At 66.8% G+C, this 25,595-nt stretch carries 21 protein-coding genes; 9 read left to right on the forward strand and 12 right to left on the reverse strand.

Features of this window, described 5'->3' with window-relative positions; translation table 11 throughout:
- Positions 1 to 42: 42 nt before the first annotated feature.
- Both BMY53_RS02715 and ileS read left to right on the forward strand, forming a co-directional pair.
- The gene (locus tag BMY53_RS02715; protein ID WP_092943319.1) at positions 43 to 1,098 is read left to right on the forward strand and encodes a bifunctional riboflavin kinase/FAD synthetase; all 1,056 of its coding nucleotides are present in this window, start codon (positions 43 to 45) and stop codon (positions 1,096 to 1,098) included.
- Between the two features lie 139 nt (positions 1,099 to 1,237).
- On the forward strand, positions 1,238 to 4,117 hold the full coding sequence (ileS, locus tag BMY53_RS02720) for an isoleucine--tRNA ligase (RefSeq protein ID WP_092943321.1): 2,880 nt from the start codon (positions 1,238 to 1,240) through the stop codon (positions 4,115 to 4,117).
- 83 nt (positions 4,118 to 4,200) lie between these two features.
- Here ileS and BMY53_RS25305 read toward each other — a convergent pair whose 3' ends face one another.
- The 5 genes from BMY53_RS25305 to BMY53_RS02745 form a co-directional block, all read right to left on the reverse strand.
- On the reverse strand, positions 4,201 to 5,187 hold the full coding sequence (locus BMY53_RS25305; protein ID WP_143073888.1) for a hypothetical protein: 987 nt from the start codon (positions 5,185 to 5,187) through the stop codon (positions 4,201 to 4,203).
- A 1,732-nt stretch (positions 5,188 to 6,919) separates the two neighbouring features.
- Entirely contained in the window at positions 6,920 to 7,126 is a 207-nt protein-coding gene (locus BMY53_RS02730; RefSeq protein WP_092943325.1) for a YbdD/YjiX family protein, read from the reverse strand.
- 12 nt (positions 7,127 to 7,138) lie between these two features.
- Positions 7,139 to 9,217, reverse strand: a complete 2,079-nt coding sequence (locus BMY53_RS02735; protein WP_092943327.1) for a carbon starvation CstA family protein — start codon at positions 9,215 to 9,217, stop codon at positions 7,139 to 7,141.
- 152 nt (positions 9,218 to 9,369) lie between these two features.
- A complete protein-coding gene (locus tag BMY53_RS02740; RefSeq protein WP_092943781.1) occupies positions 9,370 to 10,050 on the reverse strand; it encodes a response regulator transcription factor in 681 nt (226 codons plus the stop codon).
- Positions 10,051 to 10,055: 5 nt separating this feature from the next.
- Positions 10,056 to 11,471 carry a cache domain-containing protein gene (locus BMY53_RS02745; RefSeq protein ID WP_092943783.1) on the reverse strand — a complete coding sequence of 472 codons (1,416 nt, stop codon included), beginning with the start codon at positions 11,469 to 11,471 and terminating at the stop codon, positions 10,056 to 10,058.
- Positions 11,472 to 11,631: 160 nt separating this feature from the next.
- Here BMY53_RS02745 and lspA point away from each other — a divergent pair, with 160 nt between their 5' ends.
- Both lspA and BMY53_RS02755 read left to right on the forward strand, forming a co-directional pair.
- The gene (gene lspA, locus BMY53_RS02750) at positions 11,632 to 12,132 is read left to right on the forward strand and encodes a signal peptidase II (protein ID WP_092943329.1); all 501 of its coding nucleotides are present in this window, start codon (positions 11,632 to 11,634) and stop codon (positions 12,130 to 12,132) included.
- Between the two features lie 363 nt (positions 12,133 to 12,495).
- A complete protein-coding gene (locus tag BMY53_RS02755) occupies positions 12,496 to 14,202 on the forward strand; it encodes a hybrid sensor histidine kinase/response regulator (RefSeq protein WP_092943331.1) in 1,707 nt (568 codons plus the stop codon).
- A gap of 35 nt (positions 14,203 to 14,237) precedes the next feature.
- Here BMY53_RS02755 and BMY53_RS02760 read toward each other — a convergent pair whose 3' ends face one another.
- From BMY53_RS02760 to BMY53_RS02770, 3 genes are all read right to left on the reverse strand, one after another.
- A complete protein-coding gene (locus BMY53_RS02760; RefSeq protein WP_092943333.1) occupies positions 14,238 to 15,224 on the reverse strand; it encodes a quinone oxidoreductase family protein in 987 nt (328 codons plus the stop codon).
- A 134-nt stretch (positions 15,225 to 15,358) separates the two neighbouring features.
- Positions 15,359 to 16,147, reverse strand: a complete 789-nt coding sequence (locus tag BMY53_RS02765) for an SDR family oxidoreductase (protein ID WP_092943335.1) — start codon at positions 16,145 to 16,147, stop codon at positions 15,359 to 15,361.
- Between the two features lie 59 nt (positions 16,148 to 16,206).
- Positions 16,207 to 17,139 (reverse strand): DMT family transporter, encoded by a 933-nt coding sequence (locus BMY53_RS02770; protein WP_092943337.1) that lies wholly within the window; start codon positions 17,137 to 17,139, stop codon positions 16,207 to 16,209.
- A gap of 176 nt (positions 17,140 to 17,315) precedes the next feature.
- Between BMY53_RS02770 and BMY53_RS02775 the strand changes: the two genes are divergently transcribed.
- Positions 17,316 to 18,872: a sensor histidine kinase gene (locus BMY53_RS02775; protein ID WP_092943339.1), complete on the forward strand. Its 1,557-nt coding sequence runs from the start codon at positions 17,316 to 17,318 to the stop codon at positions 18,870 to 18,872.
- Position 18,873: 1 nt separating this feature from the next.
- Here BMY53_RS02775 and BMY53_RS02780 read toward each other — a convergent pair whose 3' ends face one another.
- On the reverse strand, positions 18,874 to 19,062 hold the full coding sequence (locus tag BMY53_RS02780) for a hypothetical protein (RefSeq protein WP_092943341.1): 189 nt from the start codon (positions 19,060 to 19,062) through the stop codon (positions 18,874 to 18,876).
- 177 nt (positions 19,063 to 19,239) lie between these two features.
- Between BMY53_RS02780 and BMY53_RS02785 the strand changes: the two genes are divergently transcribed.
- Together BMY53_RS02785 and BMY53_RS02790 are read left to right on the forward strand one after the other, a co-directional pair.
- Positions 19,240 to 19,809 (forward strand): GNAT family N-acetyltransferase, encoded by a 570-nt coding sequence (locus BMY53_RS02785; protein ID WP_092943343.1) that lies wholly within the window; start codon positions 19,240 to 19,242, stop codon positions 19,807 to 19,809.
- Positions 19,810 to 20,229: 420 nt separating this feature from the next.
- Positions 20,230 to 20,709 carry a universal stress protein gene (locus BMY53_RS02790; RefSeq protein ID WP_092943345.1) on the forward strand — a complete coding sequence of 160 codons (480 nt, stop codon included), beginning with the start codon at positions 20,230 to 20,232 and terminating at the stop codon, positions 20,707 to 20,709.
- Between the two features lie 148 nt (positions 20,710 to 20,857).
- Here the strand turns inward: BMY53_RS02790 and BMY53_RS02795 are convergent, their stop codons facing one another.
- Positions 20,858 to 21,616 (reverse strand): Crp/Fnr family transcriptional regulator, encoded by a 759-nt coding sequence (locus BMY53_RS02795; protein ID WP_177200686.1) that lies wholly within the window; start codon positions 21,614 to 21,616, stop codon positions 20,858 to 20,860.
- A gap of 413 nt (positions 21,617 to 22,029) precedes the next feature.
- Between BMY53_RS02795 and BMY53_RS02800 the strand changes: the two genes are divergently transcribed.
- Together BMY53_RS02800 and BMY53_RS02805 are read left to right on the forward strand one after the other, a co-directional pair.
- Positions 22,030 to 22,485 (forward strand): universal stress protein, encoded by a 456-nt coding sequence (locus tag BMY53_RS02800; RefSeq protein ID WP_177200687.1) that lies wholly within the window; start codon positions 22,030 to 22,032, stop codon positions 22,483 to 22,485.
- Positions 22,482 to 23,327, forward strand: coding sequence for a universal stress protein (locus BMY53_RS02805; protein ID WP_092943351.1), 846 nt, complete (start codon positions 22,482 to 22,484; stop codon positions 23,325 to 23,327). The genes BMY53_RS02800 and BMY53_RS02805 overlap by 4 nt, the downstream gene beginning before the upstream one ends.
- Before the next feature lie 35 nt (positions 23,328 to 23,362).
- Here BMY53_RS02805 and BMY53_RS02810 read toward each other — a convergent pair whose 3' ends face one another.
- Positions 23,363 to 24,199 carry a universal stress protein gene (locus BMY53_RS02810; protein ID WP_092943353.1) on the reverse strand — a complete coding sequence of 279 codons (837 nt, stop codon included), beginning with the start codon at positions 24,197 to 24,199 and terminating at the stop codon, positions 23,363 to 23,365.
- Positions 24,200 to 24,231: 32 nt separating this feature from the next.
- On the reverse strand, positions 24,232 to 25,254 hold the full coding sequence (gene adhP, locus BMY53_RS02815; protein ID WP_255370002.1) for an alcohol dehydrogenase AdhP: 1,023 nt from the start codon (positions 25,252 to 25,254) through the stop codon (positions 24,232 to 24,234).
- Between the last annotated feature and the right edge of the window lie 341 nt (positions 25,255 to 25,595).

Below are 25,595 nucleotides of genomic sequence, written 5' to 3' on the forward strand. Positions count from 1 at the left end.
TGCCGCCCCGCAAGTTCCCCACCCGGCAGATAATCACCCCCCATGCAGGTGTTTCGTGGCTTTCATCATCCAGGCATCGCGCCGCAGTGCGCGCTGACCATCGGCAACTTCGACGGCGTCCATCGCGGCCACCAGGCGATGCTCGCCCTGCTGCTGTCGGAAGCCCGCCACCGGGGCCTGCCCACCTGCGTGCTCACCTTCGAGCCGCATCCGCGTGACTTCTTCGCCCGCAAGCTGGGCAAGCCGGAACTGGCGCCCACCCGCATCGCCACCCTGCGGGACAAGCTCTCCGAACTGGAGCGCTGCGGCGTGGACCAGGTGGTGGTACTGCGTTTCGACGAGGCGCTGGCCAGCCTGCCGGCGCAGGACTTCATCCAGCAGGTGCTGATGGATGGGCTGGGGGCCCGGTATGTGCTGGTGGGAGACGACTTCCGCTTCGGCGCCAAGCGCCAGGGCGATTACGCCACCCTGGACGCTGCCGGCCAGCGCCTGGGCTTCGACGTGGCCCGGATGATGAGCTACGAGGTGCACGGCCTGCGGGTCTCCAGCTCCGCCGTGCGGGAAGCGCTGCAGCGCGGTGACATGGATGGCGCCGCCCGGCTGCTGGGCCGCCCCTATTCCATCTCCGGCCACGTGGTGCATGGGCAGAAGCTGGGCCGGCAACTGGCCGAGACCCGACCGGGTGCGGGAGATGGTTTTCGCACGCTGAACCTGCGTTTCGACCACGACAAACCCGCCGCCCACGGCATCTTCGCCGTGCTGATACGCGGGCTGGAAGGCCCGGACGGCCTGCCGCTCACCGGCGTGGCGTCCCTGGGCGTACGCCCCACCGTGGAAGACGCCGGCCGTGTGCTGCTGGAGGTCCACGCGCTGGACTGGCCCCGCGAACTGGCCGAACGGCTGGGGCCAGGCGAGGCCTACGGTAAACTCGTGCGCGTGGAACTGCTGCACAAACTGCGTGACGAAGCCCGTTTCGACGGCCTGGACGCCCTCACCGCCGCGATCCGGGAGGACGTCCATCAGGCACGCGCGTACTTCGCCCAACAGGTGAACACGCATGCGGCGATGCGCCGTCAGACCACGCGCGACCGAATTTGAACCGCTGAGCCCACCACCGGGCCAGCTGCCGGGGGCTCCAGCCCCACCCGACTCATTCCGCGCGCCACGGCCGTTGCTGCCGCGCCTCCCCTGCTTCCGCGGTGCCTCCGGGCACCGCCTCCTGATTGCCTCGCACCCTATGACCGACGCTGCCGACGCCTCCTCCAACGGTTCTACCGGTTCCAACGGTTCCCCGACCGATTACCGCGCCACCCTCAACCTGCCCGACACCACCTTCCCCATGCGCGGCGACCTGCCCAAGCGCGAGCCGGGCTGGGTGAAGGAATGGGAAGACCAGGGCATCTACAAGAAGCTGCGCGACGCGCGCTGCGGCAAGCCCAAGTTCGTACTGCACGACGGCCCGCCCTATGCCAACGGCCAGATCCACATGGGCCACGCGGTCAACAAGATCCTGAAGGACATGATCGTCAAGGCGCGCCAGCTCGAAGGCTTCGACGCGGCCTACATCCCGGGCTGGGATTGCCACGGCCTGCCGATCGAGAACCAGATCGAGAAGACGTTTGGCCGCGGCCTGCCGCGTGACGAGGTGCAGGCCAAGAGCCGCGCCTACGCCACCGAGCAGATCGACCAGCAGCGTGTGGACTTCAAGCGCCTGGGTGTGCTTGGCGACTGGGACCATCCCTACCGCACCATGGACTTCAAGAACGAAGCCGGTGAGCTGCGGGTGCTCAAGCGCCTGTTCGAGCGCGGTTTTGTCTACCGTGGCCTGAAGCCGGTGTACTGGTGCTTCGACTGCGGCTCCTCGCTGGCCGAATTCGAGATCGAATACGCGGACAAGCAGTCGCCCGCCGTGGACGTGGCCTTCCTGAGCGCCGAACCGCAAAAGCTCGCCGCCGCGTTTGGCCTGCCGTCGCTGGACAAGGAGGCGTTCACCGTCATCTGGACCACCACGCCCTGGACCATCCCGGCCAATCAGGCGCTCAATCTCAACCCCGAGCTGCCTTACGCGCTGGTGGACACCGAGCGCGGTTACTTCCTGGTGGCCGAGGCCCTGGTCGAGAAGTGCCTGGCCCGCTGGGGGATCGAAGGCAAGACGGTGGCCGTCACTGAAGGGCGCAAGCTGGAGATGCTGAAGTTCAAGCACCCGCTGGCTCATGTGGACCCCGGCTTCGACCGTGAAAGCCCGGTCTACCTGGCCGACTACGCCACCGCCGACGACGGTACCGGCGTGGTGCACTCGGCGCCCGCCTACGGCCTGGACGACTTCAACTCCTGTATCGCCCACGGCCTGGCCTTCAAGGACATCCTGAACCCGGTGCAGGGCAACGGCGTCTACGACCCCGCCCTGCCCTTGTTCGGCGGCCTGCATATCTGGAAGGCCAGCCCGGTGGTGGCCGAGGCATTGCAGAACGCCGGCCGCCTGATGGCGCACAGCAAGATCACCCACAGCTACCCGCACTGCTGGCGCCACAAGTCGCCAGTGATCTACCGCGCGGCGGCACAGTGGTTCGTGCGTATGGATGAAGGCGAAGGTGTCTTCACGGTGGACAAGGCGCCCAAGACGCTGCGCCAGTTGGCGCTCGATGCCATCGACGTGACCAGCTTCTATCCCGAAAACGGCCGGGCGCGCCTGCATGACATGATCGCCGGGCGGCCGGACTGGTGCATCTCGCGCCAGCGCAGCTGGGGCGTGCCGCTGCCCATCTTCCTGCACAAGGACAGCGGCCAACCGCACCCCCAGACGCTGGAGTTCATCGAACGCGCCGCGCAACTGGTGGAGGCCGGTGGCATCGAGGCCTGGTCCAAGCTGGACCCGACCGAATGGCTGGGCGCGCAAGCCGAGCTCTACACCAAGGGCCAGGACATCCTGGACGTCTGGTTCGACTCTGGGTCCACCTTCCAGCATGTACTCAAGGGCAGCCATGCCGGCGCAGCGCATGAGACCGGCCCGGAAGCCGACCTCTACCTGGAAGGCCATGACCAGCATCGCGGCTGGTTCCATTCCTCGCTGCTGATCTCCTGCGCCATCAACGACCGCGCGCCCTATCGCGGCCTGCTGACCCACGGCTTCACCGTGGACAGCAAGGGCCGCAAGATGAGCAAGTCACTGGGCAATGGCGTGGACCCGCAGGAGACCAGCAAGAAGCTCGGTGCCGAGATCATCCGCCTGTGGGTGGCCGCCTCGGACTACTCGGGCGACATCGCCGGCGATCAGAAGATCCTGGACCGCGTGGTGGACGGTTACCGCCGCATCCGCAACACCCTGCGCTTCGCGCTGGCCAATGTGTCGGACTTCGACGCCACGCAGGACGCCGTGCCGCTGGACCAGTTGCTGGAAGCGGATCGCTACGCCCTGGCCCGTGCCGCCCAGTTCCAGGAGGAAATCCTGGCGCACTTCCAGCGTTATGAATTCCACCCGGTGGTGGCCAAGCTGCAGGTGTATTGCTCGGAAGACCTCGGCGCGTTCTACCTGGATGTGCTGAAGGACCGCCTCTACACCACCGCGCCCAAGAGCCTGGCCCGCCGGTCGGCACAGACGGCCTTGTGGCACATCACAAACGCCATGCTGCGCTGGATGGCGCCCTTCCTCAGCTTCACTGCCGAGGAAGCCTGGAAGGTGTTTGCACACAAGCAGGCTGGCGACACCATCTTCACCGAGACCTTCTGGCGCTTCGACGCTCCGGCCACCGAACTGATCGCCAAGTGGAGCCGCATCCACGAGATCCGCGATGCAGTGAACAAGGCCATCGAGGACATTCGCACCACCGGGGCCATTGGTGCTTCGTTGCAGGCGGAAGTGACGCTGGGTGTGAGCCCGGACGACCTGGCGCTGCTGCAGAGCCTGGGAGACGACCTGAAGTTCGTGCTGATCACCTCCGGTGCGACGGTGGTGGCCGGCGACGAACTGGCCGTCACGGTCACCCCGTCAGCCCACCAAAAGTGCGAGCGTTGCTGGCACTATCGGGCCGACGTCGGCAGCAACCCGACCCACCCGACGCTTTGCGGACGTTGCGAGAGCAACCTGTACGGCGAGGGTGAAGCCCGCTTCATCGCCTGAACTCGTTGCTGGTCGCACTCGGGGTGGGGAACCGCGCCGGGGTGCTGGCTCGGGGGACCCCAGCAGAAAGAACTGGGGGGATCTCACCGAACCTCGGGCGGCGGGTCTTCAGGGTTTCGCGGTGCCTCACCTGAGGCAGGCCCCTGCAGGAAAGCCTGCTCGACGTAACGGCTCATCCAGTCGGCCACCTTCGTGTTGTGCCCGGAACTCGGGCTGCTCTTTGGCGTCTGGGCCTCCGGTGGAACATCCGTCAATAACCGAAACAACCTTGGCGAGGCTTCGACGGGCGATGGCGCCGCGCCACGGGATGGACCGCTGTCCGCAACGGTCATGCGGCGTTGAGTCATGGGGATATGCGAATCCGGGCGTGAGTACGGATGCGTCGTCGACAGGGAACGCTGAATGGTGGCGCCTGGCCTGTAAGCGTTCGGTCTGGCAGGCGGGCCAGATGCCAGGTCGCTGCCGAGTTCGTACCCACCTGCATCAATGGCCATGCCCCTCCCACGCATGACCTCGCTGGCGGGGACAAGGGCGGGCGACTCCCAGGGTCGGTGCAACGGGGGCCTGGCGGCAGTGCTTGTCGGGACAGTCGCGGCTGGTCTGGAAAGACGCCGATCGGGAGAACGCCCAAATGCCGGATCGCTTCTCAGAAGCTTCACGTCAGCAGCCAGCTGCTCGCACAGCTGTGGAGACTGAGTCGCGAGCTGGTCAACCAGCAGCTGTCGCAACATGATCCCTGGAAGGGTCGGCCTCACCGAATTCCATTTAAACAGGTTGGCCAGGTGCCCGTCCTCAAACAGAAGCCGGGTCAATCCAATGAAGAAGTGTTCCCCGGAAGCTTCGAGTAGCCCTTGGTAGGTCTTGATGACGCCGTCGGGATAAAGGGAAAACGCCTGCAACTTGTCGGTGGGCTGCCTATCTGGCCCATTCGCACCAATTACAACGGTGAAGTGTGGAACGTTACGTGACAGTTTATCCTGAGCCCAACGTTCTCTGATGTCCCCCGCGATGACGCCGTGCCCCGCCGGGAAGCCGGGCGTGCGCGCGAGGGTCGAACCCAGCGCACGCATCAGACGGGGCGCCTGCGATGGTTCGCACCACGTGTTGGGACGGCGCAATTCCGACAGCCAGTGGTGCGCGCGGGGAGACAAGGCGAGTGGTTCGGTCCGAAGCGACGCGCTGCCAATGGCCTCAGCCTGCCCCGGGACAGCCGAAGACCCTGGGGGATCAGAGAAAGCGAATGAGCCCATCGATCCGGGCAAGCTGGGGTAAGGGTGCAAGACAAGCCTCCATAGACGACGCAATGGCCCTTGGTGGGCGCTGCGAATGGCTTCGTTCGACACCCCTCGCGCATCCCCTCGACTGACCGGTGACTGCCTGCGCAAGACCGACGGCGTTGCCCGCCCTCTGGTCAGCGAAAGCAGCCGGCACGTCCTGGGCGCGGCGTGCGCTCACCGACGTGCGCTCACCGACCCGGTTCCAGGGTCCGGAGACCCCTGTTCCGAAGCTAGCCCTTCCCGAAATAAGTGCTCGGCTCGTTGGCTCAGCCAATCGCCAAGCGCCACGTATCCCTCGGGTAGCGGGCTGCTGGCCGCCGCCAGCCTCGGTGATGGGGTCAATAACCGCACCTCCTCTGTCGGCGATGCGGCAGGCGAGGTCGTCACGACCGCGCGTGCACCGCCGGCCGCCCCCATCATGCGGCGTGAGGTGGCCGGGCTGCGTGCGTCCGGGGACGTGAACGGAAACGTCGGCGACACGGAACCCTGACTTGAGGGGCCCGGCCGGTACGCTGTCGGCGCGACAGACCACGGGACAGGTCGGCCAACTTCCAGCTCACCCGCGTCTTCGTCCACATCGTCGTCGATGTCCATGGGGCCAGCATCCAAGATGTTGCTGGTGGGGACGAGGGGCTCCCAGGGGCGGTGGAACTGCGGCCTGGGGGCCGTACTCGTCGAGACAGTCGAGGTGGAGCTGCAGGCGCCCCGAGGCTCCTCGCGCCGGAAAAGCGTCAGCCTGGCGGCCAGGTCTTCGCATGTCCGTGGAGACTGAATGGCCAGTTGGTCAGCAAGGAGACGGCGCCACATCTGCGCTGAGTCGGCCGCCGGCACTCGATTCAGTGCAAACATAATGTTCTCAAGCCCGTTCGGATACAGGAGCGAGGACAAGCCACGGAAGAAGTTGTCCCCGGTTGCTTCGCAAGGCTCTTGGCGCGCCTCCATGATGCCTTCGGGACGATAGATGAAAACATGCATCGCATCGGTGGTCCGCCCATCTTGCCCCTTCATGCCCGTCACGAGGGTGAACTGTGGAACCTCGCTCAGCAGGCCATGCAGAGCGCCAGCGTCTCTCAGGTCCCCCGCGACGACAGCGCGATCCGCCGGGAAGCCTGGCGTGCGGCTGAGGGCCGAACCCAGCGCACACATCAGGCGGGGCGCCTCCGATGGTTCGCACCACATGCCGGGACGACGCAAGTCCTCCACCAGTTGGTGCGCACGCGGTGACAAGGCGTGTGGTGACGCGCCTCCAAGGGACGCAGACTCCGCTGCAGTAGGTGAAGAAGCGGTGAGCTGGGGGAAAGCGAATCCGCCCACCGATCCGGTCGAGTTGGGGTAGTAGTGCAAAACGGGCCTCCATAGCCGAGGTAACGGCCCTTGGTGGTCCCCGCGAATGGCTTCGTTCGACACCCCCCCGCTCACACGCTCACCCGCTCACCCCCCTCGCCCGCCATTGGTCAGTCACTGATGGCGATGACCGACGACCTTGCCCCGCCCTTCGGTCAGCAACAAGGGCCGGCAGACGGCATCAGCAGCACCTCCCGGTGCTGCTGTTGAAGCGCGCCTCCTGCCGCTCCCGGAAAAAGGCTTCGTAGTTCAACGGGGCCTGGTCCGGATGGGTGCGCTGCATGTGTGCCAGGTAGGCGCCGTAGTCGGCGCCCACCATCTGCTGGTGCACACCGCGCGCCATGTAGCGTCCGGCTTGCAGCAATTGGGCGGCGGCTTGCTTGATCATGGCTTCGCCTGATCAGGCATGGCCGGTGGCCGTGGCCCCCGCCGGCAGCGGCTCGAACGGTGTTTCCGTCGTGCTCGGGCGGCGCTCCGCACGAGCGGCCAGGATGGCTTTCACGCTGTAGACCAGCACGCTCAGCACCACGAACATGAACACCCCGCACAGGGCCGCATCGAGGCGGTCGTTGAAGATCACGCGCTCCATCGCCTCCAGGCTCTTGGCCGGGGCCAGCACCTGGCCAGCAGCGAGGGAATCCGCATACTTCTGCGCATGAGCCAGGAAGCCCACCTTGGTGTCCTCGCTGAAGATCTTCAACCAGCCGGCGGTCATCGTGCACACCAGCAACCAGCCGGCCGGCAGGATGGTGGTCCAGGCATAACGGTCCTTCTTCATCTTGAAGAGCACGACCGTGCCCAGCAGCAGCGCCACGGCGGCCAGCATCTGATTGGCAATGCCGAACAGCGGCCACAGCGTGTTGATGCCCCCCAGCGGATCCACCACGCCCTGGTAGAGGAAATAGCCCCATGCCGCCACGCACAAGGCGGTGGCAATCAGGTTGGCCGGCAGGGAATCGGTGCGCTTGAGGGCCGGCACAAAGGTACCCAGCAAGTCCTGCAGCATGAAGCGGCCGGCCCGGGTGCCGGCGTCCACGGCAGTGAGGATGAACAGCGCCTCGAAGAGGATGGCGAAGTGGTACCAGAAGGCCATCATCGCCTTGCCGCCCACCACCTGATGCAGGATGTGGGCCATGCCCACGGCCAGTGTGGGTGCGCCACCGGCACGGGCGAGGATGGTGTTCTCACCCACGTCCTTGGCGGTCTGGATCAGCATCTCCGGCGTGACGACAAAACCCCAGGTGGACAGCGTGGCCGCCACGGTCTCCGGTGTCTTGCCCACCAGCGCGGCCGGGCTGTTCATCGCGAAGTACACACCCGGCTCGATGCACGAGGCCGCCACCAGGGCCATCACGGCCACGAAGGATTCGGCCAGCATGCCGCCATAACCGATGAAGCGCGCATTGACCTCGTTGTCCAGCATCTTGGGCGTGGTGCCCGAAGAAATCAGCGCATGGAAGCCGGACACCGCGCCACAGGCGATGGTGATGAACAGGAAGGGGAACAGGTTGCCCGCCCAGACCGGCCCGTTGCCCGCTGCGAAGCGGGTGAAGGCCGGCATCTGCAGCGGCGGTGCCACCACGACGATGCCGATGGCCAGCGCGATGATGGTGCCGATCTTGAGGAAGGTCGACAAGTAGTCACGCGGGGCCAGCAGCAGCCACACCGGGATGGAGGCCGCTACGAAGCCATAACCGATCAGCATCCAGGTCAGCGCCTTGCCGTCGTAGGTGAACAGCGGCGCCAGCGCCGGGCTCTCATGCACCCACTGGCCGCCCATGATGGCCAGCATCAGCAGCACGAAGCCAATGATGGAGATCTCGCCGATGCGGCCCGGACGGATGTAGCGCAGGTAGATGCCCATGAAGAGCGCCACCGGAATGGTGGCCGCCACGGTGAAGGTGCCCCACGGCGAATCGGCCAGGGCCTTCACCACGATCAGGGCCAGCACCGCCAGGATGATGATCATGATCATGAAGGCGCCGAAGAGCGCAATCACGCCGGGCACGATGCCCATCTCCTGCTTGACCAGGTCGCCCAGCGAGCGGCCGTCACGGCGTGTGGAGATGAACAGCACGATGAAGTCCTGCACCGCACCGGCGAAGATCACGCCCGCCAGGATCCACAGCAGCCCCGGCAGGTAGCCCATCTGCGCGGCCAGCACCGGACCGACCAGCGGCCCCGCGCCAGCAATGGCGGCAAAGTGGTGGCCATACAGCACGTAGCGATGGGTGGGCACGTAGTCCAGGCCGTCGTTGTGCTTCCAGGCAGGCGTCTGGCGGGTGGGATCCAGGCCCATCACCTTGGTGGCCAGGAAGAGGCTGTAGTAGCGGTAGCCGATGAGATAGACGCACAACGAGGCCACGACGACCCACAGAGCGCTGACCGCCTCGCCGCGCGCCAGCGCAACGGTGGCCAGGGCGAACGCGCCGAGAACAGCCACGCCCGCCCAGGCGAGGTGACGACTCCAGTTGGACATGATGTCTCCTTATTGAGTGCGGCCGTGGAGGGACGGCGCGCACGCTGTATGCCAAGGCGGCAGTGTCCGTGCCCGGCGGGGCCACGGCATCCGTCCATTGGACTAGCCCGAGGGCGTAGGACCACGTAAGGGTCGACCCGGACTGTGCGGCCTCAGGCGCCGTCCCGATGCAGCCCGCGGGCGTGTTCCACCGCATAGCGGATCAGCTCGGCCTGCCCTTCCAGCTCCAGCTTGCGCTTGATGTTCTGGCGGTGGGTCTCCACCGTGCGGACGGAGAGGTTCAGCGTCTTGGCGATCTGCTTGCTGGATTCACCGCGGCCGAGCGCGGTCAGGATCTCGCTCTCCCGCGGGGACAGCAGGGGACGCGGCTGCTGGCTGCGAAACATGCGTTTGGCCACGCCCGGGCTGAGGAAGGTGCCGCCTGCAGCCACCGCATCGATGGCCGCCACGATCTCGCCAGCGGGGGCGTCCTTCAGCACATAACCCCGTGCGCCGGCTTGCAGGGCGCGTTGCACGTATTCGGGGTTGTCATACATGCTGTACATCAACACCTGCAGGTCGTGCCGGCGCTCCAGCATGGTCTGCGCCAGCTGGATGCCGTTGTGGCCCTTGAGCCCCACGTCCAGCAGCACCACCTGCGGCTGGGTGGAGACCATCATCACCATGGCCTCCTCCGCCGAACCGGCCTCACCCACCACCAGGTAGCGCGATTCGCCTTGCAGGCGTGAGCGCAGCCCCTCACGCACCAGCGGGTGGTCATCCACCAGGAGAATGCGTACCGGGCCCAGACCGGCGGTCGTGGTGGCGGCCGTGGTGGCAGTGGCGGAAGGCATGTCGTTCATCCCAAGGGATTGTCGCGCGCCAGGCGGCGGATCGCAGCATCGCGCACCAGCGCCTCCAGCTGCGTGCCATGGCCCGGGCTGGACTGCAGGTCAAGCTGCCCGCCCACGGAGGCCATGCGCTCGCGCATGTTGCGCAGGCCGATGCCTTGGTGCGGGTCGCCACGCTCGGCGGCCACCGGGTCGAAACCGACCCCGTCGTCCAGGATGCGCAGCAGCACGGCCCATGAGTCGGAACGATCAGGGGCCGGTTCGAACTCCAGCGTGATTTCCACGCGACGAGCCGCGGCATGCTTGACCACATTGGTCAGCGCTTCCTGGGCGACCCGGAAAAGCACCGTGTTGAGCAGTTCGGGCAGCTCACGCGGCATCCCCACCACCTGCACGCCCACCCGTGGAGGCCCGGCCTCGTCGAATTCGCGGGCCAGGTGGGCCAGCGCGGCGGGCAGGCCCAGGGTGTCCAGCAAGGCAGGCCGCAGGCGGTGCGACAGGCGCCGCACCTCGACCAGGCTGTCGTTGAGCCGCTCGAGCGCACGGGGCAGCAGCAAGGTGTCGCCGTTTTGCTGGGCGGATTCGATGAGCAGCTTGGTGGACACCAGCGTCTGGCTCACCCCGTCATGCAGTTCGCGGGAGAGGTGGGCGCGTTCATCTTCCTGGGAGCGCACCACCTGATGGGCCAGTGCGCGCAGCTTGGTCTCTGCCACGCGATGCTCGCTGAGGTTGAGGGCCAGGGCGCTGGCACTGATCAGCGCCACACCGAAGACGGCGATGGCGGCAATCCACCACATGGTCTGCGCGATGTTGGCCTGCGCCTCGTGGTCCAGCTGCTGCAGCGTGGCGCGCATGCCATCCAGGTAGAGACCGGTGCCGACCATCCAGTTCCAATGCTCCATGGCCACCACATAGCCCAACTTGGGCGCCGTGTCCCGCGAGGAGGGTTTGCGCCACAGGTATTCCACATAGCCCCCGCCCGCCCGGGCCTGGCCGATGAGCTGCTGGATGGTGGGGCGGCCCAGAGGGTCCCGCAGCTCCCAGAGATTGCGCCCGACGAGGTCTGGCTGGCGGGAGTGCATCAACACCTTGCCCTGCAGGTCGTAGACGAAGAAATAACCGTCCTCGCCGTAGTCCAGGGCGGAGAGCAGGCGCAGCGCCTCGCGCTTGTCGGCTTCCACCCGATCGGGCGGGTTCTGCGCCGGCACCGACCCATGCGCATACAGCGGCTGCAGGGTGCTGACCGCCAGCTCCACGTAATGGCGTAGTTCGTCCCGGCGCGCGTCCATGTAGGTGCGCTCCATGGCGGCATGCTCCTGGGCGAGCAGTTGCCGCTCCTGCTGACGGACCGCCACCGCGATCAGCAGCAGCGAGGCCACCAGGGGCAGGATGGCCAACAGCAGGATTTTCAGTCGAAGTCTCATGGCAGACGCACTGTAGCGGCAGGCGCTGTCCGGGCCGGCGGTACAGTTACGGGTTTGGCCGGCGCCGATGGGGTGCGGGCCGTACCGTGCCACGCCCGGCGCTCCCTGCCTGGCCACGCGCATCCCGTTCATTTTCAGCGGTCGCCCGCCCGCATCTGTCATGGCCAAGTCTTCGTCCGCTGCCCCCTCTTCCGCCCGCCTCGTCCAGTGGCTGGGTCTGGCCCTGCTGGTGATCATGGCGGACCAGTTCACCAAGGTACTGATCCTCAACAGCTTCCAATACGGGGACAGCCGCTACGTCACCAGCTTCTTCAACCTGGTCCGCATGCACAACACCGGAGCGGCCTTCAGTTTCCTGGCCGGGGCCTCGGGCTGGCAGCGCTGGTTCTTCGTCGTGCTGGGCCTCGCGGCCACGGTGTTCATCGTGTGGCTGCTGCGCCGCCACGGCCACCAGACCCTCTTTGCCACGGCACTGAGCCTGATCCTGGGCGGCGCCATCGGCAATGTGGTGGACCGGTTGCTGCACGGCTACGTGGTGGACTTCCTGCAGTTCCACTGGAGCCAGTGGTACTACCCGTCGTTCAACGTGGCGGACAGCGCCATCACCGTGGGCGCTGTCCTGCTGGTATGGGACGAGCTGCGGCGGGTCAAGCGCAACTGAGGCCATCGCCCCGGGGACACACCTGGCCCGCATGAGCGCCCTGGGCAGCCTCCTTGCGGGGCGCCTTCAGATGTAACCAAAACAGGGCCGATCGAGCGATAGACGCCCTCGCCGTGCGAGGTGCGCCAGCCCGCCGGATGGACACAGAAGCGGCCGATCTGACAAAGAAGATAAAAAGCTCATCGCAAACCGGCAACACCGGGGAAGCCCGCCGTGACGGGCATCGCGCTCTTGGCCACACTCGCGAACAGGCACCCCGGCCGCGTGACGGAATAGGCATGATGAAGGATGGACAGTCGGCCCGGGGCAGCGACAATGCCTGCGACCCGAATGTAACCACGCGGCCACGTCCCCACCGCCCCCATGCTCGACTTCTCTTGTCTGACCCACTACGACTGGCTGGATGTGCCAATGTGGGTCTATGACCAGGAGCGCCTTCGCAACCTTTGGGCGAATGCCGCCGCCCTGAGCTTCTGGCGCGCCGACAGCGCCGAGGAATTTCTCTCCCGCGACCTGACCGACACCAGCCCCGCCGTGGCCGAACGCCTGGCCGTGGCCGCCGCGGACCATGCCCAAGGCAAGGTGGTCCGCGAGCAGTGGACGCTTTACCCGAAGGGGCAGCCCACCACGGTGATGCTGGTCTCCCGTGGCATCCGCACCCCCGACAAGCGCCAGGTGATGCTGTTTGCCGCGGATTCGCTGGTCAGCGGTGTGGACAAGAGCCTGCTGCGTGGCGTCGAGGCGCTGCAACACACCTCCGTGCGCATCGCCGTGTTCTCGCTGCGCGATGGCAGTGTGCTGATGCGCAACCCGGCGGCGGCCATGTGCTTCAACGGCCTGCGCAAGACCATCGGCGCCACCGATTTCAGCGCCATGTTCCCCGACCCGGAACTGGCTCGGCGCATCGTGGCCCAGGCTCGCGCCGGCCAGACCTTCAGCGCTGAGCTGGAACTGCACACCGCCAACGGGCGGCGCTGGCACGCGGTAGATGCCCGCCCCATGCGCGACCCGGTGAGCGGCGACGTGGTGCTGCAGCTCAACGCCCGCGACATCAGCGATTTCAAGACCACGCAGGCCCAGCTGGAGGCGGCGCGCGAAGCGGCAGAAGCTGCCAGCCAGGCCAAGAGCTCCTTCCTGGCCAACATGAGCCACGAGATCCGTACGCCGATGAACGGCGTGCTGGGCCTCACTGAGCTCGTGCTGCAGACGGAACTGAACGAACGCCAGCGCAAGTTCATCGAGCTGGCGCACAGTTCGGCCAAGGGCCTGATGGTCATCATCAACGACCTGCTGGACATCGCCAAGATCGAAGCCGGCCGCGTGATCATCGACCAGGCACCATTCAGCCTGCAGGACTGCCTGCGTGAAGCCCTGCACCCCATGCTGCTGCAGGCACATGAAAAGGGCCTGCAGCTGCATGCCCGCATCCAGCCGGGCGTCCCGCAGCATCTGCTGGGTGATGCGCTGCGGTTGCGTCAGATCCTGGTGAACCTGGTGGGCAACGCACTCAAGTTCACCGAGACCGGTGAGGTGCGGGTGGAAATTGCACGCGCCACCGCCGCCGACGACGAGACGGCCGGTGTGGGTGGCCCGCTGCGCCTGCGCATCGCGGTGCACGACACCGGCATTGGCATGACGCCGGAGCAGATTGCCCAGATCTTCAGCCCCTTCACCCAGGCGGATGGCAGCATCACCCGCCGCTACGGCGGCACCGGACTGGGCCTGACCATCGTCAAGCGTCTGGTGGAGCTGATGGGGGGCGAGGTGCAGGTGGAGAGCCAGCACGGCTCGGGCTCCTGCTTCAGCTTCGAAGTGAAACTGGCGCAGCCGGTGGTGCTGGACGAGGTGCTGCGCACCGAAACCGTGGATCTGCCGGTGGACACCGACGACACCGACAGCGACGGGCTGGCGCCCACCGTGCCGGCCGGGCTGGATGAACTGCCCTCAACGGTGGGCATGGGCATCACCCGCATCAGCACGCCGCCCTCGGCCGTGGATGATCCGATGTCCGCGGACACGGTGGCGGCCGACTTCGACCAGCTGCCGCCGGCCCAGCAACAGCACGCCTGAGGGACAGCAGGCCTCAGCAGGCGCCGCCGCCGGGGTCAGTTCAACAGCAGGATGCTGGCACCCGTGGTGCTGCGACTTTCCATGTCCCGATGGGCCTGCTGCACATCGTCCAGCGCATAACGCTGTTCCACCTCGATCTTCACGCTTCCGTTGTGAACCATGCTGAACAGCTCGTCTGCCATGGCCTGCGTGGCCTCGCGAGAGCTGAGATGCTGGAACAGCGACGGACGGGTGAGGTACAGGCCCTTGGCCGCCAGTGCGCCGATGGGCACCGGTGGCACCACACCGGAGGCGTTGCCGAAGCTGACCATCAAGCCAAAGGCACGCAGGCAGGCCAACGAGCCCTCGAAGGTGGAGGCGCCCACGGAGTCGTACACCACCTTCACGCCCTCCCCGCCGGTGATCTCCTTGACCCGGTCGGCGAAGTTGTCTCGCTGGTAGTTGATGGCGACGGCTGCGCCGTGCCGCAGGGCCAGTTCGCACTTGGCGTCGCTGCCGGCGGTGGCAATCAGGCGCAACCCCAGCGCCTTGGCCCATTGGCACGCAATCAGGCCCACGCCACCGGCGGCGGCGTGAAACAACACAAAATCCCCAGCCTGCAGGCCCCCCTGCGGCAGCGTCTTGCGCAACAGGTACTGCACGGTCAGGCCCTTGAGCATCATGGCGGCCCCCTGCTCGAAACTGAGACTTTCCGGCAGCCTCACGACGCAGCGCGCGGGCAGGACGCGGGCGGTGGCATAAGCCCCGATGGGATTGCTCGCGTAGGCCACGCGGTAGCCGGGCTTGAGGTGGGTCACGCCCTCCCCCACCGCCTCCACGATGCCGGCGCCTTCCATGCCCAAGCCGGAGGGCATGGGCAGGTTGTAGACACCGCTGCGCTGGTAGATGTCGATGAAGTTCAGGCCAGCGGCCCGCTGACGGATGCGGACCTCGCCGGGGCCCGGGTCACCGACCTCCACCGCCTGGATCTGCATCACTTCCGGTCCACCGGCCTGGGCCAAGCGCACGGCACGTTCGCTCATGAAGTCTCTCCTCTGCGTCACTCGGGGATGGCGTATCCTGCCAGGGTCCCGGAGAAGCTGCAGGAGTGGCCGCGGACAGCCCCTGCCTGGTGGATCAGCCGGCCGAAGCGGTGGCTGAGTCAGAAGCTCCCGGGTCAGAAGCTCCCGGGATACGCGCCACCATCCAGCAGGATGTTCTGCCCCGTCAGGTAACCGGCATGGGCGCTGCAGAGCATGGCGCAGAGGGCGCCGAACTCGCTGGCAGAGCCGAAGCGCCGGCTCGGGATGCCGGCCATGCGGGTCTCACGCACCTTGTCCAAGGGCTGGCCGGATTTCTCCGCACCGGCCACCAGCGTCTTCTGGAGCCGTTCAGTGTCGAAGGCGCCCGGCAGCAGGTTGTTGATGGTGACGTTGCGGCTGGCCAGTTGCGGTTGGCGGGCCAGCCCGGCCACAAAGCCGGTGAGGCCGCTGCGTGCGCCGTTGGAGAGCCCGAGCACATCGATGGGCGCCTTCACCGCGCCCGAGGTGATGTTGACGATGCGGCCAAAGCCGCGCTGCGCCATGCCGTCCACCGTGGCCTTGATCAGCTCGATGGGAGTGAGCATGTTGGCATCCAGCGCTGCGAGCCATTGCTCACGGCCCCAGTGGCGGAAGTCCCCGGGCGGGGGCCCGCCGGCGTTGTTCACCAGGATGTCCACCTGCGGGCAGGCCTGCAGCGCGGCGGCACGGCCGGCTTCGGTGGTGATGTCCCCCGCCACGGCCACGACCTGGACGGCGGGGTTGAGGCTGCGCAGCCGTGCGGCCTGCGCCCGAAGGGCTTCCTCACCGCGCGCGGTGATCACCACGTTCACACCTTCGGCCACCAAGGCCTCGGCGCACCCTGCGCCCAGGCCCTTGGAGGCCGCGCACACCAGGGCCCAGCGGCCCGACAGTCCCAGATCCATCGTTGTTCTCCTGCACTCGTCGCTTGCACTTGGCTTTTGGGGCGGTGCGGGCCGGAACTTCAGGCCTGGCGCCAACGCGCCAGCAACCACACCCCGCCCAGCACCAGTGCTGTCCCGGCCACCACCCATCCGGTGAGCGGTTCGTCCAGGATCAGCACGCCCATGAGTATCGTGGACATGGGACCGACCATGCCGGTCTGTGCGGCGACACCCGCCCCGACGCGCTCGATGGCCATCATCACCATCAGCACCGGAGCAAAGGTGCAGGCCAGCGCGTTCACCACGGAGAGGCTCCAGACGGCCGTGGGCAATTCCGCCAGCAGGCCGACCGGGCGCAGCAGCAGGAACTGCCCGATGCACAAGACGCAGGCCACGGAGGTCGCCAGCCCGGTCAGCCGCAACGCCCCCAGGCGCCGAACCAGCTCGCCGCCGTAGACCAGGTACACGGCGTAGGCCACGGCGCTGCCAAAGACCAGCGCGGCTCCCAGGCCGATGTTGCTGCCCTGCACCTTCAGCTCATGGCCAAAGACCAGCAGCACACCGGCATAACTGACCGACAGGGCCAGGGCTTGCCGCAGCCCGACCCGGCGGCCGAACAGCAGCCAGCCCAGCAGCAGCACCAGGGTCGGGTTGAGATAGAGCACCAGGCGTTCGAAGCTGGCGCTGACATAAGCCAGGCCGGCAAAGTCCAGGAAGCTGGCCAAGTAGTAGCCACTGAAGCCCAGCCCCAGAACGGCCAGCTTGTCCCGCCCGGTGAGCGCCGGGCGCCCCCGGCCGGCCCACCAGGCCAGCGCCAGGAACAAGGGCAGCGCCAGCAGCATGCGCAGCATCAGCAGAGTGACGGCATCCACCCCGTGGCGATAAGCCAGCTTGACGATGATGGCCTTGCCGGAAAAACCGATGGCGCCACCGACGGCCAGCAGCCAGCCGGACCAGGACGGGTGAGGGTTGGGCGCAGCGGCATCGTCGGCCACACGGGGGGAACTGCTCATGCCGGGGATTCTAGGAAGCCGCCGGGCAAGGGTATTCGCCAAGGGGCAAGGCATGCTTGCCCACGCGAGCGCGACGCTCGCACGGCCGCAGGTGCGCGTTTCGCCGCATCAACAGCGTCCATCGGGCACGTGATAATCCGTGACACCCCACCCATCGGCAACCCTGAAAGGTCGTAGTGGCCCTGATCAGAAGTTCACTGCGCAACGCCGTGATGCTGGCCTTGCTGGTCGGCCTGCTGCTGCCCACGGCAGCGGTGCTGTTGTATGAACAGCAGCTCAGCCGGCAGACCGTCATGGATGACCTGCGGCGTGACCTCACCCGGGCGACCGAGGTGCTGGCGCTGTCACTGGCCGAGCCGATCTGGCAGGTGTCCCCAGACCTGGCCGAGCCGATGGTGAAGGCCCAGGTGGATGACCCGCGCTTCGTGTCCGTCGTCGTGACCGAAAGCGCGGCGCAGCAGGCCTTCATCGAATTCCATCGTGCCGGCGGCGATGAGCGCCTGACGCTCAGCGATACACGCTCGGTGCTGCGCGACGGCCGGGAGATCGCCCGGCTGACGGTGGTGATGAGCGCAGAGCCGCTGATGGCGCGCAAACGGGCCGACCTCTGGAACATGCTGTGGCGCAGCCTGCTGACGCTGACCCTCTCGCTGGGCCTGATCCTGATGGTGCTGCAGCGGCGCGTGCTTCACCCGATGGCCCGGCTCTCGCTCGCGGCCGACGAACTCGCCGCCGGCCAGTTGGACAAACCATTGGAGCTGGGTGGCGAGGATGAGATTGCCCGTGTGGGCAAGGCCATGGAGCGCATGCGGCTGGCCCTGCTCAAGGCCTTTGACGACTTGCGCGGCCATGCCTCCACGCTGGAGGAACAGGTGGCGCAACGCACCTATGAACTGACACAGGCCAATGCCGAGGTGACGCAGGCGCTGGCCAATCTCAAGACCGCGCAGCGCGAGCTGGTGGAATCGGAAAAGCTGGCCTCCCTGGGCCGGCTGGTGGCCGGCGTGGCGCATGAGCTCAACACGCCGCTGGGTAACGCCTTGACGGTGGTTTCCGCGCTGGAAGACCGCTGGGCCAAGCTCGACCGCATGCTGACGGACAACACACCGATGCGTCGCAGCCAGCTGGAAGACCTGGTGAAGGACACGCGCCGGGGCCAGGACATCCTGCACCGCAATGTGCAGAAGGCCGCCGACCTGGTGCGTGACTTCAAGCAGGTGGCCATCGACCAGACGAGCGACACCCGGCGTGAGTTCGAGCTGGCCCAGGTCGTGGAAGACGTGCTGGTGATGGTGGAGCCGAGCTTCAAGCACACGCCCTACCGGATCGAGACCGAGCTGGCACCGGCCTTGCGGATGAGCAGCTACCCGGGTGCGTTGGGCCAGGTGTTGACCAACCTGCTCATGAACACGCTGGTGCACGCCTTCGAGGGGCGCGACCACGGCCAGGTACTGGTGCGCTGCCACGGCGTGAGCGACACCGAGGTGGCGCTGTTGGTGCAGGACGATGGCCGTGGGATGGATGCCTCGGTGGTGCGGCGCATCTTCGACCCTTTTTTCACCACCAAGCTGGGCAAGGGCGGATCGGGCCTGGGCATGCACATCGTGCACAACATCGTGACCAACGTGTTGGGCGGGCAGATTGAGGTGACCAGCACGCCGGGCGAAGGCACCCGCATGCTGATGCGCCTGCCGGTGCAGGCACCGCTGCGTGAGCCGCAGCCGCTGCCCTGAACTATTGCGACGCGCTGGAAGCCGCCTCCGAGGCTGCAGGGCTCAGGGGCGCGGCGCTGGCCGAGGTGTCGGCATGCCCCCCCGTCACGTCATGCTTCTCGCCGGTCATGTCGATGTTGCCGCCGCTGCGCATCAACACAAACAGCGCCAGGCCGGCAAAAACGATGAAGCCAAGGACGAGTTTCCACATGGTGCGTAAGTCTCCGGAATACGTTGATTGATCTGCCCATTCTTCAGGGGCTGGCTGACACCAGCCTGAGTAAGGGGATGTGCCACCCCGGATGTGCGACGATGTGGCGCCCTGCCTGCCACCCCATGCCTCTGGCTACCTCGCCGCCCCCGGTGCAGTGCATCGCCTCGCCATCCCATGAACCTTCAGACCGAGCTTCCTCTTTGCCAGTTGCGCCCCTGGTGCGACGCTGACATTCAGCCGCTGGCCGCCCTGGCCAATGACCGGATGATCTGGCGCAACCTGACGCATCTGTTCCCGCACCCCTACGGCGAGCAGGACGCGCGGGATTGGGTGGCCATTGCAAACCGTGAGGATCCACCGATGCATGTGGCCATCACACTGGATAGCGAGATCGTCGGCGGCATCGGCGTTGAATTGGGCACGGGCATTCACGCGCTCACGGCCGACGTGGGGTACTGGGTCGCCCGGGATCATTGGGGACGGGGCATTGCCACGGCCGCCCTGCGCGCCTGGGCCCAGCATCTGCTGGCCACCACGCAGCTGGAGCGGCTGCAGGCCGCCGTGTTTGCCTGGAACCCCGCCTCGGCCCGCGTGCTGGAACGCGGCGGATTTACCCAGGAAGCGGTGTGCCGCAACAGCGTGTTCAAGGACGGCGAGGTCATCGACAGCCTGCTGTATGCCAGGACCCGATCCAGCCCCCTCGCCCTGCCCCCTATCGGGGGATCGCAAGGGACCGGGGCATAGGCAACTGCCTGCTGGCGCAACCGGCCTGCCGGGTCTACGCCCTTCGTTTCGGAGAGCTGGAGCGGCAGCGCACCGGTCCGTTCCTGCTGGACTTCCTGAACTTCGGTCGAACCACGGTGACCACCGGCTGGACATTCGAAGGTCTGTTGCTCATTCGCGGCGACACGGTGTTGTTCCGAAACTTCGGGGAGCACCTGCGTTTGCTCAATCGGCAACGGCCACGCACTTTCCAGAATCAGTGAGCTCATCGTCGGCGGCCCGGCGTGAGCCCGTGTTCCCGGGCCGCGGGAGTACCGCATGTACAAGAGAATCCTCCTACCCATCGACGGCAGCGTCACCGCCAATAAGGGCCCCGTGCCGGTGATGCTGGTTCGCCGGCCTCCGCCAGAAGCCTTGTCCAACTGAACCGAGGAGCCGCAGATGTACCACTCTCTCCTGGTTCCCCTGGACGGCAGCGCGACCGCCGCTAGAGGTCTGCGCGAGGCTATCGCGCTCGCAGCGCCTCTTAACGCCCGCATCACGCTGCTGCACGTGCTGGATGTCTACCCGTTCTTCGGCTATGCCGGGCTCACCGGACAGCTGGAACTTGAGCTGGCGCCACGGCGCGAGGCCGCCAACGACCTCCTTGCCGCCGCGGCCCTCGAAGTCCAGGACGCCCAACTACCTGTCTCCATCGTGCTGAAGGAATCGCTCGACGCCCACGCCGGTGCGGAGATCGTCCGGCAGGCCCGTGAGCTGGAATGCGACCTGATCGTCATGGGCACGCATGGGCGGCGCGGCTTGTCCCGCATGCTGCTTGGAAGCGACGCGCTGGTGGTGCTGCGCGACAGCCCCCTGCCGGTCCTGCTCGTCGGCCCGCTGGACAAGGACACGCCCGCCGCCGGGGGGGCTGTCCGATGAGCTGGCGTGCGCTTGTGGTGGTGGGCTTGGCGGTGCTGGCAGTGCTGGGGTTGCTCAGCCGCCTGTATGTCTTCCTCGTGACGCGGGACTGACGAAAAAGAAGGGGCGGTCCGCCCGGGCCGCCCGCCACCGTCACCGCCCCTTCCCTTCAATGCGCCGTCAGTCGAGGTGCATCGCGCTCCGGACGGGTCGTGCTCTGGCGAGCGACCAGCCCGCCCTCGTCCACGAGGTCCACCTCCCTGTGGTTCACACGGATCAGGCCCTCCGTCGCCAGGATGCCCAGCGAGCGGCTGACCGACTCGTGCGACACGCCCAGCAGGCTTGCGATGTCGCGCCGGCTCATGCGCAGCCGCAGCTTGCACGGCGAAAACTCGAGCAGGGCCTGTCGGGCCGACAGCTGAAGAAGGAACCGCGCCAGCCGCACTTCCGCCGCGACGGCCGCCATGTTGTGCAAGGTGGCGCCGCGCCGCGCCAGCTCCAGGCTCGCCGCTCGGGCCTGCAGGCGCGCCAGCAACGGATGCTCCCGGGTCGCGCGTTGCCACTCCCGCAGCGCCAGCACGGCCACGGAAGACGGCTCCAGCGCCGTCGCGGCCGTGGCATGGCGCTCGTCGTGCAGACCATCCAGCGCGAGGATGTCGCCCTTCAGCGCGAACGCATGGACCTGCTCATAGCCGTCACACTCGGTCTGGAACACCTTCAGTGTGCCTGAGCGCACGAAATACAGGCTCTCCAGCGGCGCCCCCTCCAGCACCAACAATTGCCCTGCGGACAGCCACTTCACGGGGAAACTCACGTCCCGCAATGAAGTCGCTTCTTCGATCGGCATGCCACCCCAGCGCAGCAGATCCATTCCTGTGCAACGCACGGCGTCGCCTTCCTGCGAACCGGCCGTCCCTGTTGTCGTCATCACGTCGCTCCTTGATTGGCCCGACGACCCAGCGCCCGTCAAAGGACGCCTCACACATCGCAGACCATGGCGCCTTCGAAGCGCGCTGGGCAACGTTAGAGCCACCATATCTCGCGCACAAGCAGACCAATTGACATACATCAGAGAACAATGCGGATGCCCCCCGAACCAGGGCATCCGATGCCGGGTTGCGCAAACGCAATTGGCCTGCCGAACGCCTCACCAGAATGGTCCTCATCAAGTCCGTATCCGCATCCGCATCCGCATCCGCATCCGCATCCGCATCCGCATCCGTATCCGTATCCGTATCCGTGTCCGCGAGCCGCACGCCATCGATCTGTGGGCGGACGGCATCTGCACGGGGCCGGGCCTTCCACACAGGCCCTTCAACACATCGTTCGCTGAGGTCGACCATGTACCGCAAAGTGCTACTTGCCTATGACGGCAGCCCACCCGCAAACGCTGCGCTGGCCGCCGCCGCCGTACTGCTGCACGGACAACCTGCCGAGCTGGAACTGGTCTACGTGATGTACGACCTGCCGCTCAACGTGGAGTTTTCTGACGGTGCCATGCTCGAGGCATCGCGCTCATCGCAACGTTCTGCGGCTGAGGCAATTCTGTCGCAGGCAACCCGACACTTGGCAGAGGACGCCCTGCCCGCCCAGCGCACGATCCTGGACGCGGGTGGACGTCGCACGGCTGAAGCGATCGTGGAGCACGCCGTGAGGGAGCACGCCGGCCTCATCGTGATCGGATCCCACGGTCGCCGCGGCGTCAGCCGCGCACTGCTCGGCAGCGATGCGGAACTGGTGGCGCGGCTGTCGCCGGTGCCGGTGATGATCGTCAAGGAATCCGGTCACGCGCCATGAACGCTGACGCCGGCGGATGGCGGTCCATCGCCGTACATGTCGGCCGGGGTGCCGCGGCGCAGCGAAGCATCAATGCTGCGCTGTTGCTGGCCCGGTGGTTCGACGCCCGCGTGACGGGCGTGATCGTCAGTGCGAATGCCCCCGACATCGAGACCGGCACGCCCTCCTCGCTGCGCTGGAGATCGTCCATGGACGCCGGGTCGGGTGATCGCGCCACCATGCACCAGCGCCTCCGCGTCCAGTGCGATGCTGCGGGGGTCCGTTGCGGCGATATCGCACCCTGCGCCGGACAAACCTCGGCGGCCCTCGTGCTGGCGAGTCACGCCGCGGACCTGCTGGTCGTCACGCAGCCAGTGGTGAGCCCGCACGGAGGGCCACTCACCATCGACGACCTTGAGGTGGTGCTTCGCCTGGCGGCTCGTCCGCTGCTCATCCTCCCCGCTACGAGGAGGGGGCCGCTATCTGTTCAGAACGTGTTGATCGCATGGGATGGCAGCGGCGCCTGCGCGCGGGCGGTTGCCGATGCGCTGCCCCTTCTCCGCCGCGCGGTCGAGGTACAGGTGGTACAGCTCATCTGCCGAGAAGCCGTTTGCACCGCCCTGACGGATTGGTGGCCGCCGTTGCGCGACTGGCTGCGCCGGCAAGGCGTTGCTGCGCAGAACCGCCCGGTCACCCTCACGACACGACCCGGGCTGCAGCTCCGGCGCCTGGCGGAACTGCTCGATCCGAACCTCGTCGTCATGGGCGCCTACGGCCAGGAAACCTGGCGCGCTCCCTGGATCGGCCGAACCACGCGTTTCATGCTCGAAACCTCGCCCGCGCCGCTGCTGGTCTCGCACTGAGCCTCGGGCCGGCGCGGGACCATGCCAGAAGCTGGTCAATGCGACATGAGCACAGGGACCGTCATCGCGCCCAGCAAGGTTCTCGACGTGCCCCCGAACAGGAACTCGGACCAGCGAGGATGACCATAGGCCCCCATCACGATCAGGTCGGTGTTCAGGTCGCAGGCGGCTGACAGCATGGCCTCGCCGATCGGCCGTGTGGTCACCAGATCTTGAGGCTGCGCGTCCACCCCCTGGAAGGCCAACCACTGATGCATGCTGTGCAGGCGCTGCAGTGCTCGGCCGCCGTCTGGGTCGTGCCGCCAATGGGCGAGCTGCACCTGCTGGGCCTGTCGGAGCAAGGGCAGCGCATCGGTCATTGCGCGTACGGCTTCCCGGCTCTCGTCCCAACCGATGAGCATACGCCGCATGCGCACCGGCCCGTGATGCGTGTGGGGCACCAGCAAGTTGGGCCGCGCGCCATGCAGCAGCACCTGCTCCAGGGTGGACAGTTCGTACCGGTAATCGGCCCGCGCGGGATCCGGCTGGCTCATCACCAACAGGTCGGTGCAATGGGCGCGGCCGGCCAGGGAGGTCGCGACGGGACCCTCGTCGGTGATGGCCTCGAACGACGGCAGCCTTGCGGCCTCGCAGCGCGCGCGAAAGTCACCTGCCGCCGTCTCCGCCCTCTCGATCAGCAGCGGCCAGGCGGACGTCGCGTCATCCCCGAGCAGCGCGGCCGCGCCTGGCCAAGCCGGCAGGTCCACCATGCCCGTAGGCGCGACGCCGATCAGATGGGCATCGAAGTCCTGGGCCAGGTGGATCGCCACCTCGGTGCGTGCGGCGCAGGTTGGGGCCCCATCCAAGCCCACCATCACCGTTCTGTAGGTCATCCCTTGCTCCTTGACCGGTTCCTACCAGCACTTCACTCGAAGCTCAGGACGGCGCGGCCTTCGATGCGACCTTGCCTGAGCGCGTCGAAGATGACGTTGACGTCTTCCAGCGCATGCCGAGTCGTCTCGGCATGGACCTTCCCCTCCGCGGCGAACTGCAGCGCCTCGTTGAGATCCTGGCGTGTGCCGACGATAGAGCCACGCACCGTCTTCGCGTTGAGCACGACATCGAATATAGGCAGCGCGAAGTCGCCCGGCGGCAGCCCGACCATCGACATGGTGCCGCGCTTGCGCAGCATGGCCAGCGACTGGCTGAACGACTGCCGCGACACGGCGGTGACCAACGCCCCATGCACGCCCTGCAGCTCCCGATGCAAGACGTCGGCGGGATCGCCTTCGAGTGCGTTGACGCAAAGCTCCGCCCCCAGCGCCGCGGCCAGGCCAAGCTTGGTGGCGTCCACATCCACCGCGGCGACATGGAAGCCCATCGCCCGGGCATACTGGATGGCCAGGTGGCCCAGCCCCCCTGCGCCCACGACAGCGACCCACTGGCCGGGTCGGGCGTCGAGCACTTTCAATCCCTTGTAGACCGTGAGACCCGCACAAAGGATCGGCGCGAGCGCCTCGAACGAGCCCTGCGCCGGAAGGTGGCCGACGTAGTTGGGGTCCGCGAGAACGTATTCGGCAAAGCCGCCGTTGACGCTGTAGCCGGTCATCTGTTGGTGATCGCAGAGGGTCTCCCACCCCGTGAGGCAATGCTCGCAATGGCCGCAGGCCGTGTGCAGCCACGGCACGCCGACGCGGTCACCCTCGCGAACATGCTTGACCCCAGCGCCGACGGCCGCGACGGTGCCCACGCCCTCGTGTCCCGGGATGAAGGGCAGGCGCGGCTTGACCGGCCAGTCGCCATCGGCAGCATGCAGGTCCGTGTGGCAGACGCCACAGGCGGCGAGCTTGACGAGGATCTGGCCGGCCCGAACTTCGGGAATGGGCAGGTCCTCGATGATGAGCGGCTCACGGAAAGCGTGGACCACGGCGGCTTTCATGGTGCGCATGGGGACTCCTTGTTGGTTGGAGAAGGCGGCTTTGGCGCGGCCTGCCGATCAAAGCGCCAGCGGCCAGGCCACGGTGTCGAGGTGCTCCGGACGGAGGCGGACCAACCGAAGCGCTCTTCGATCGCCTGACGCAGCGCGTCGGACGATTCCGGCTCGCCGTGGGCCATCGCGGCCTCCTCGGCACCACCAAGACTCTGACCGACTCAGCGTAGGTGCGACTCAGCCCGGAGCGATTGCGTTGGATCAATTGCCTGGCCCCAGATTTGCGCCTGGCATCGAAGTTGACACCTGTCACGCAAGGGTAAGTCCCGACAAATTTGATTCAACTGGTGCGTCCCAGT

The organism is Roseateles sp. YR242, from assembly GCF_900109745.1.
Taxonomy (GTDB): Bacteria; Pseudomonadota; Gammaproteobacteria; order Burkholderiales; family Burkholderiaceae_C; genus Roseateles.